Origin of the sequence: Azohydromonas sp., assembly GCF_035325925.1 — a bacterium.
Taxonomy (GTDB): Bacteria; Pseudomonadota; Gammaproteobacteria; order Burkholderiales; family Burkholderiaceae_C; genus Calidifontimicrobium.
Genome location: NZ_DAOKZA010000088.1, coordinates 1 through 6,985, shown reverse-complemented (window position 1 = coordinate 6,985; position 6,985 = coordinate 1). Strand labels below are relative to the sequence as shown.

Below are 6,985 nucleotides of genomic sequence, written 5' to 3'. Positions count from 1 at the left end.
CGGCAGCGCGATCTTCGGCCAGCCCGACTACGCCAAGGTCATCGCCGCGATGCGCCTCGAGTTGACGGCGCCGCTCGCGCACGCGGCCTGAGGCGCGCACGCCCCCCCCCGATGAACGCCCCGCTGTACTCGATCCCCGGCGCCGGCGCACCTTCGCCCGCGCCGGCGCCCGATGCGGTCGCGCAGGCGCGCACCGTCGGCGAGGTGCTGGCGCACAGCCAGGTCGAGGCCGTGATGGACGAGCTCGACCGCGACCTCGTCGGCCTGGCTCCGGTCAAGCAGCGCATCCGCGACATCGCGGCGCTGCTGGTGATCGACAAGCTGCGCATGAACCTGGGACTGACGGCCACCACGCCGAGCCTGCACATGTGCTTCACCGGCAACCCCGGCACCGGCAAGACGACGGTCGCGCTGCGCATGGCCGAGATCCTGCACCGCCTGGGCTACGTGCGCAAAGGCCACCTGGTGGCGGTCACGCGCGACGACCTGGTCGGCCAGTACATCGGCCACACGGCGCCGAAGACCAAGGAAGTGCTGAAGAAGGCGATGGGCGGCGTGCTGTTCATCGACGAGGCGTACTACCTGTACCGCCCCGAGAACGAACGCGACTACGGTCAGGAAGCCATCGAGATCCTGCTGCAGGTGATGGAGAACCAGCGCGACGACCTGGTCGTGATCCTCGCCGGCTACAAGGACCGCATGGACACCTTCTTCCAGTCCAACCCGGGGATGAGCTCGCGCATCGCGCACCACCTCGACTTCCCCGACTACACGCCGGGCGAGCTGCTGCGCATCGCCGACCGCATGCTCGCGACGCAGAACTACCGCTTCGGCGCCGGCGCGCGCGAGGCGTTCGACGCGTACGTGCACCACCGCATCCGCCAGCCGCACTTCGCCAACGCGCGCAGCGTGCGCAACGCGCTCGACCGCGCGCGGCTGCGGCAGGCCAGCCGCCTGTTCGCCGACCGCGACCGCGAACTCACGCGCGACGACCTGACGACGATCGCCGAGGCCGACATCCGCGCGAGCCGCGTGTTCGCCGCATCCGACGACGCCCGCCGCGGCAGCTTCACCGATCGCTGAGCGTGCGCCTAAACAGTTCTGAGTGGCGCCGCCGCGGCAGACCCGTACAGTCCGGCGAAGCACCCCCACCTGACCCGAGGCCACGATGGAGATCGGACGCACCACGCTCAGCAAGTTCCTGATGCAGGAGGCGCGCAGGCTCGGCCTGGACACCGACCTGACCGCCCTGCTCAACGACGTGCAGACCGCGTGCAAGTACGTGGCCTCGGCGGTCGGCCGCGGCGTGCTCGCCGGCCACCACGGCGACAGCGGCAACATGAACGTGCAGGGCGAGGAGCAGAAGAAGCTCGACGTGCTCGCCAACGAGCTGTTCATCTACCACGTCGAGGCCGGCGGCCATCTCGCGGGCATGGCCAGCGAGGAGATGGACGAGCCGCTGCCGATCAGCGACGCCATCCCGCGCGGGCCGTACCTGCTGGTGTTCGACCCGCTCGACGGCTCGAGCAACCTCGACATCAACATGTCGGTGGGTTCGATCTTCTCGGTGCTGCGCGCGCCCGACACGAGCCGCGCGCCGACCGAGGCCGACTTCCTGCAGCCGGGCACCCGGCAGGTCGCCGCCGGCTACGCGCTGTACGGCCCGTCGACGATGATGGTGCTCACGCTCGGCGACGGCACGCACGGCTTCACGCTCGACCGCGAGATCGGCGCCTTCATCCTGACGCACTCCGGCATGCAGGTGCCCGCGGCGACGCAGGAGTTCGCGATCAACACCAGCAACGAACGCTTCTGGGAGCCGCCGGTGGCGCGCTACGTCGAGGAGTGCATCCAGGGCAGGACCGGGCCGCGCGAGAAGGACTTCAACATGCGCTGGGTCGCGTCGATGGTGGCCGAGGTGCACCGCATCCTGATGCGCGGCGGCCTGTTCATGTACCCGAAGGACGCGAAAGATCCGTCCAAGCCCGGGCGGCTGCGCCTGATGTACGAGGCCAACCCGATGGCGATGCTGATCGAGCAGGCCGGCGGGCGCTGCTCGACCGGGCGCGCGCGCATGCTCGACGTGCAGCCGGCGCAGATCCACCAGCGCATCGCGGTGATCCTCGGCTCGCGCGACGAGGTCGACCGCCTCGACCGCTACCACCACGAACACGACACCGGGCAGGACAAGCCGTTCAAGTCGCCGCTGTTCAACACACGCTCGCTGTTCTCGTCGTTCGCGCCGGGCGCCGCCCACTGATCCCGACCTTGCGAGCACCGCCATGTCCCGCCAGCACCCCGTCATCGCGATCACCGGCTCGTCCGGCGCCGGCACCAGCACCGTCACGCAGACGTTCCAGCACATCTTCCGCCGCGAGAACATCAACGCCGCGATCGTCGAGGGCGACTCGTTCCACCGCTTCGACCGCGCCGAGATGAAGCAGCGCATGGCCGAGGAGAAGGAGAGGCACAACCTGCACTTCAGCCACTTCGGGCCCGAGGCCAACCTGTTCGAGGAGCTCGAGGCGCTGTTCCGCCAGTACGGCGAGGCCGGCACCGGCCGCGTGCGCAAGTACCTGCACAACCAGGAAGAGGCCGAGCCCTACAAGCAGCCGCCCGGCACCTTCACCCCGTGGCAGGACATCCCCGCCGGCACCGACCTGCTGTTCTACGAGGGCCTGCACGGCGCCGTCGTCACCGACAGGGTCAACGTCGCGAAGCACGCCGACCTGCTGATCGGCGTGGTGCCGTCGATCAACCTCGAGTGGATCCAGAAGCTGATCCGCGACAAGACCAAGCGCGGCTACAGCCACGAGGCGGTGGTCGACACGATCCTGCGGCGCATGCCCGACTACGTGAACTTCATCTGCCCGCAGTTCGGCGTCACGCACGTCAACTTCCAGCGCGTGCCGCTGGTCGACACCAGCAACCCGTTCATCGCGCGCGACATCCCGAGCGCCGACGAGAGCATGGTCGTGATCCGCTTCGCCAACCCGAAGGGCATCGACTTCCCGTACCTGCTGTCGATGCTGCACGGCGGGATGATGACGCGGCCCAACTCGATCGCGATCCCGGGCGGCAAGATGGGCCTGGCGATGCAGCTGATCTTCACGCCGATGATCCTGCGCATGATGGAAATGAAGCGGCGCGGGTGACGGAACCTCCCCCGAAGCGGCCCGCGGCCGCCTCCCCGTCCAGGGGGCCGCGCCGGCGGACCGGCGAAGCCGGATCCGCGGCGCGCGCTGGGACGCGCTGCCGCTTCGCGGTTCGCCCATGGACAGGCCGATGCTCCTCGATGGCCCTTCTCGACACGACACAGCCATGACTTGCAGCCACAAGACTCTCGCCGACGCGATCCGCATGCTCGCAGTCGACGCGGTGCAGCAGGCCAACTCGGGGCACCCGGGCGCACCGATGGGCATGGCCGACATCGCCACCGTGCTGTGGCGCCAGCACCTCCGACACGACCCCGCCGACCCGCAGTGGCCCGACCGTGACCGCTTCGTGCTGTCCAACGGCCACGGCTCGATGCTGCTGTACGCGCTGCTGCACCTCACCGGCTACGACCTGCCGATCGACGAGCTCAAGCGTTTCCGCCAGCTGCACAGCAGGACGCCGGGCCACCCCGAGGTCGGCGTCACGCCCGGCGTCGAGACGACCACCGGCCCGCTCGGCCAGGGCATCACCAACGCGGTCGGCATGGCGCTGGCCGAGGCGCTGCTGGCCAGCACGTTCAACCGCCCGGGGCACACGATCGTCGACCACCGCACCTGGGTGTTCCTCGGCGACGGCTGCCTGATGGAGGGCATCAGCCACGAAGCCTGCTCGCTCGCCGGCACGCTGGGCCTGGGCAAGCTGATCGCGGTGTGGGACGACAACGGCATCAGCATCGACGGCCACGTCGAGCCCTGGTTCGGCGACGACACGCCCAAGCGCTTCGAAGCCTACGGCTGGCGCGTGATCCGTGGCGTCGACGGCCACGACCCAGCCGCGGTCGACGCCGCGCTGCGCGCGGCGATGGACGACGTCGGCAAGCCCACGCTCGTGTGCTGCAAGACGGTGATCGGTCACGGCAGCCCGAACAAGGCCGGCACGCACGACGTGCACGGCGCCGCGCTCGGCGCTGCCGAGGTGGCGGCCACGCGCGCGGCGCTGGGCTGGCACCACGCGCCGTTCGAGATCCCGGCCGACGTTCGCGCCGCGTGGGACCAGCACGAAGCCGGCGCCGCGCGGCACGCCGCGTGGGCGCAGCGCTTCGGCGCCTACCGCACGGCGCACCCCGGTCTGGCCGCCGAGTTCGAGCGCCGCGTGATGCAGCGCGCGCTGCCCGCCGACTACCCGCGCCGCAGCGCCGAGGCGCTGGCCAGGGTCGTCGCCGAGGCGGCGACGATCGCCAGCCGCAAGGCGTCGCAGAACGCGATCAGCGCGCTGCTGCCGCTGCTGCCCGAGTTGATCGGCGGCAGCGCCGACCTGACCGGCTCGAACCTCACCGACGGCAAGACCAGCGTGCCGGTGCGCCGCGGCGAGCACGGTCTCGCCGGCAACCACGTCAACTACGGCGTGCGCGAGTTCGGCATGAGCGCGATCATGAACGGGCTGGCGCTGCACGGCGGCTTCGTCGCCTACGGCGGCACCTTCCTGACGTTCTCCGACTACGCCCGCAACGCCGTGCGCATGTCGGCGCTGATGCGCCAGGGCGTGGTCTACGTCTACACGCACGACAGCATCGGCCTCGGCGAGGACGGCCCCACGCACCAGCCCGTCGAGCACGTCGCGAGCCTGCGGCTGATCCCGAACAACCGCGTCTGGCGGCCGTGCGACGCCGTCGAGACCTTCGTCGCGTGGCAGGCCGCCGTCGAGCGCCGCGACGGACCCACCTGCCTGATCCTGTCGCGGCAGAACCTGCCGGCGCAGGCGCGCAACGACGCGCAGGTCGACGCGATCCGCCGCGGCGGCTACGTGCTCGCCGGCAGCGACACCGCGGCGCAGGTCACGCTGCTGGCCACCGGCTCCGAGGTGGCGCTGGCGATGGCCGCGCGCGACCAGTTGGGCGGCGACGGCGTCGCCGCGCGCGTCGTCTCGATGCCCTGCTGCGAGGTGTTCGACGCGCAGGACGCGGCGTACCGCGCGCAGGTGCTGCCGCGCGACGTGCCGGTGCTCGCCATCGAGGCCGGCGTGACGAACCACTGGCGCGCCTACACCGGATTCGACGGCGACGTGATCGGCATCGACCGCTTCGGCGAGTCGGCGCCGGCGGCGCAGGTCTACGAGGCGCTCGGCGTCACGGCGGCGCGTGTCGTCGAACGCGCGCGGACGCTCGCCGCGAGGACGGCACGATGATCCGCCGCCTCGACTTGGGCGGGCGCATGCTGCCGCGCGCCGCACACTGGAGAGGTCAGCCGCTGGCGGCGGTGCTGTTCGACCTCGACGGCACGCTGCTCGACACCGCGGCCGACATCGCGCTGGCGCTCAACCGCGCGGTGGCCGAACACGGCTGGACGCCGGTGGCCGAGGACGAGGTGCGGCGCATGATCGGCCGCGGCGCGCCGGTGCTGGTGCAGCGCGCCGCCGCGGCGCAGGGCCGTCAGATCGACGACGCGACGCACGCCGCGGTGCTCGAACGCTTCTTCCACCACTACGGCGCGCTGCAGGAGTTCGACGAGTGTGCCGCGCAGCCGTATGGCGGCGTCGCCGAGGCGCTGCACCGGCTGCACGACGCCGGGCTGCACGTCGCGGTGGTCACCAACAAGCAGCAGCGCTTCGCGATCGGGCTGCTGCAGCGCCTCGGCCTGGCGGGCTGGGTCGACCTCGTCGTCGGCGGCGACACCTGCGAGCGCCGCAAGCCCAACCCGCAGCCGCTGCTGTTCGCATGCGAGTCGCTGCACGTGACGCCGGCGCAGGCGCTGATGGTCGGCGACTCGGTCAACGACGTGCTGGCCGCGCGCGCCGCGGGCATCCCGGTGGTGTGCGTGCCCTACGGCTACAACGAGGGCCAGGATCCGCGCGCGCTGCCGTGCGACGCCCTCGTCGACACGCTGGCGGACCTGCCGGCGCTGCTGCTGCGCACGGCGCAGCCCGCCTGAACCCCCTTCCCTGGACCCCCTCGAGGACGATGCGATGGCCCTGATCTCGCTGCGACAGCTGCTCGACCACGCCGCCGATCACGGCTACGGCGTGCCGGCGTTCAACGTCAACAACCTCGAGCAGATCCACGCGATCATGCAGGCGGCGCAGGAGACGATGTCGCCGGTGATCCTGCAGGCCTCGGCCGGCGCACGCAAGTACGCCGGCGAGCCCTACCTGCGCCACATGGTGCTGGCCGCCGTCGAGTCGCACCCCGACATCCCGGTCGTGCTGCACCAGGACCACGGCGCGTCGCCCGCGGTGTGCGTCCAGTCGATCCGCTCGGGCTTCACGAGCGTGATGATGGACGGCTCGCTGAAGGAGGACGCGAAGACGCCGGCGAGCTACGCGTACAACGTCGACGTCACGCGCAAGGTGTGCGAGATCGCGCACGCGGTCGGCGTGTCGGTGGAAGGCGAGCTCGGCTGCCTGGGCTCGCTCGAGACCGGCGAGGCCGGCGACGAGGACGGCGTCGGTGCCGAGGGCAAGCTCAGCCGCGACATGCTGCTGACCGACCCGGCGCAGGCCAGGGACTTCGTCGCCGCCACCGGCGTCGACGCGCTGGCGATCGCCATCGGCACCAGCCACGGCGCCTACAAGTTCACCCGCCCGCCCACCGGCGACATCCTGGCGATCGACCGCATCCAGGCGATCCACGCCGCGGTACCCGACACGCACCTCGTGATGCACGGCTCGTCGAGCGTGCCTCAGGAGTGGCTGGCGATCATCCGCACCTACGGCGGCGACATCAAGGAAACCTACGGCGTGCCGGTCGACGAGATCGTTCGCGGCATCAAGTCCGGCGTGCGCAAGGTCAACATCGACACCGACATCCGGCTGGCGATGACCGGCGCGATGCGCC

6 protein-coding genes are annotated in these 6,985 nt (G+C 71.1%); all 6 read left to right on the top strand.

The genetic code is table 11. The annotated features are described in order from the left end of the window. Positions 1-111: 111 nt before the first annotated feature. Positions 112-1,083, top strand: coding sequence for a CbbX protein (cbbX, locus tag PKC53_RS18315; protein ID WP_324431259.1), 972 nt, complete (start codon positions 112-114; stop codon positions 1,081-1,083). Positions 1,084-1,168: 85 nt separating this feature from the next. Next, positions 1,169-2,260, top strand: a complete 1,092-nt coding sequence (locus PKC53_RS18310) for a class 1 fructose-bisphosphatase (protein WP_324431258.1) — start codon at positions 1,169-1,171, stop codon at positions 2,258-2,260. Between the two features lie 22 nt (positions 2,261-2,282). Further along, positions 2,283-3,155, top strand: a complete 873-nt coding sequence (locus PKC53_RS18305) for a phosphoribulokinase (RefSeq protein WP_324431257.1) — start codon at positions 2,283-2,285, stop codon at positions 3,153-3,155. Positions 3,156-3,321: 166 nt separating this feature from the next. Further along, positions 3,322-5,340 carry a transketolase gene (gene tkt / locus PKC53_RS18300; RefSeq protein WP_324431255.1) on the top strand — a complete coding sequence of 673 codons (2,019 nt, stop codon included), beginning with the start codon at positions 3,322-3,324 and terminating at the stop codon, positions 5,338-5,340. After that, positions 5,337-6,083 (top strand): phosphoglycolate phosphatase, encoded by a 747-nt coding sequence (locus tag PKC53_RS18295; RefSeq protein ID WP_324431253.1) that lies wholly within the window; start codon positions 5,337-5,339, stop codon positions 6,081-6,083. The genes tkt and PKC53_RS18295 overlap by 4 nt, the downstream gene beginning before the upstream one ends. 34 nt (positions 6,084-6,117) lie before the next feature. Beyond that, on the top strand, positions 6,118-6,985 hold an 868-nt coding region (gene fba, locus PKC53_RS18290), incomplete at its 3' end, for a class II fructose-bisphosphate aldolase (protein WP_324431251.1).

Excerpts from the sequence above, each read along its gene's own strand:
- PKC53_RS18310 (WP_324431258.1), top strand. The coding sequence starts at position 1,169 with ATGGAGATCGGACGCACCACGCTCAGCAAGTTCCTGATGCAGGAGGCG.
- cbbX (WP_324431259.1), top strand. The coding sequence starts at position 112 with ATGAACGCCCCGCTGTACTCGATCCCCGGCGCCGGCGCACCTTCGCCC.
- PKC53_RS18305 (WP_324431257.1), top strand. The coding sequence starts at position 2,283 with ATGTCCCGCCAGCACCCCGTCATCGCGATCACCGGCTCGTCCGGCGCC.
- PKC53_RS18295 (WP_324431253.1), top strand. The coding sequence starts at position 5,337 with ATGATCCGCCGCCTCGACTTGGGCGGGCGCATGCTGCCGCGCGCCGCA.
- tkt (WP_324431255.1), top strand. The coding sequence starts at position 3,322 with ATGACTTGCAGCCACAAGACTCTCGCCGACGCGATCCGCATGCTCGCA.